This is a genomic window from Bradyrhizobium lablabi, from assembly GCF_001440475.1.
GTDB classification, from domain to species: Bacteria; Pseudomonadota; Alphaproteobacteria; order Rhizobiales; family Xanthobacteraceae; genus Bradyrhizobium; species Bradyrhizobium lablabi.
Map to the genome: position 1 here is coordinate 83,770 of NZ_LLYB01000060.1, position 348 is coordinate 84,117.

General features: G+C 65.8%; 2 pseudogenes. Both read right to left on the bottom strand.

Annotated features, from left to right (window positions below):
- Nucleotides 1-156 (bottom strand): annotated as a pseudogene (locus tag CQ14_RS46160) (CpaF family protein); the annotation flags it as partial.
- A gap of 22 nt (nt 157-178) precedes the next feature.
- A pseudogene (locus tag CQ14_RS46165) lies at nt 179-348 on the bottom strand (CtpF protein); the annotation flags it as partial.

The following is a 348-nucleotide window of genomic DNA, read 5'->3' on the forward strand; positions in this document are numbered from 1 at the left end:
GGGCGGTGGCGGCGCCTTGGGCGCGATTGGGGGCGAAGCGACGGCCGGCGCGGCCATCTCGCGCGCAACGACCGGCGCAGCCGCCGGCTCCGGCGCCTGCATGGCGGGCTTCATTACCCGCGTATCACTATCATTTCCGCTACGCTTACCGAACACGATGGCACTCCACGCGGGCTGTCTACTTCTTGGCCCGCAACTTCTCGATCAATGGTGACAGCAACGAACTCTTCGGCTTCTTGGTCTCGCCGCGGCCGGTGAGCCGCTGCGCGATCTGCAGAAACATCTCGGTGGTGCGATGGGTCGCGGAGATTTCCGCGATCATCTGGCCGTTATTGGCGGCCGAGCCGA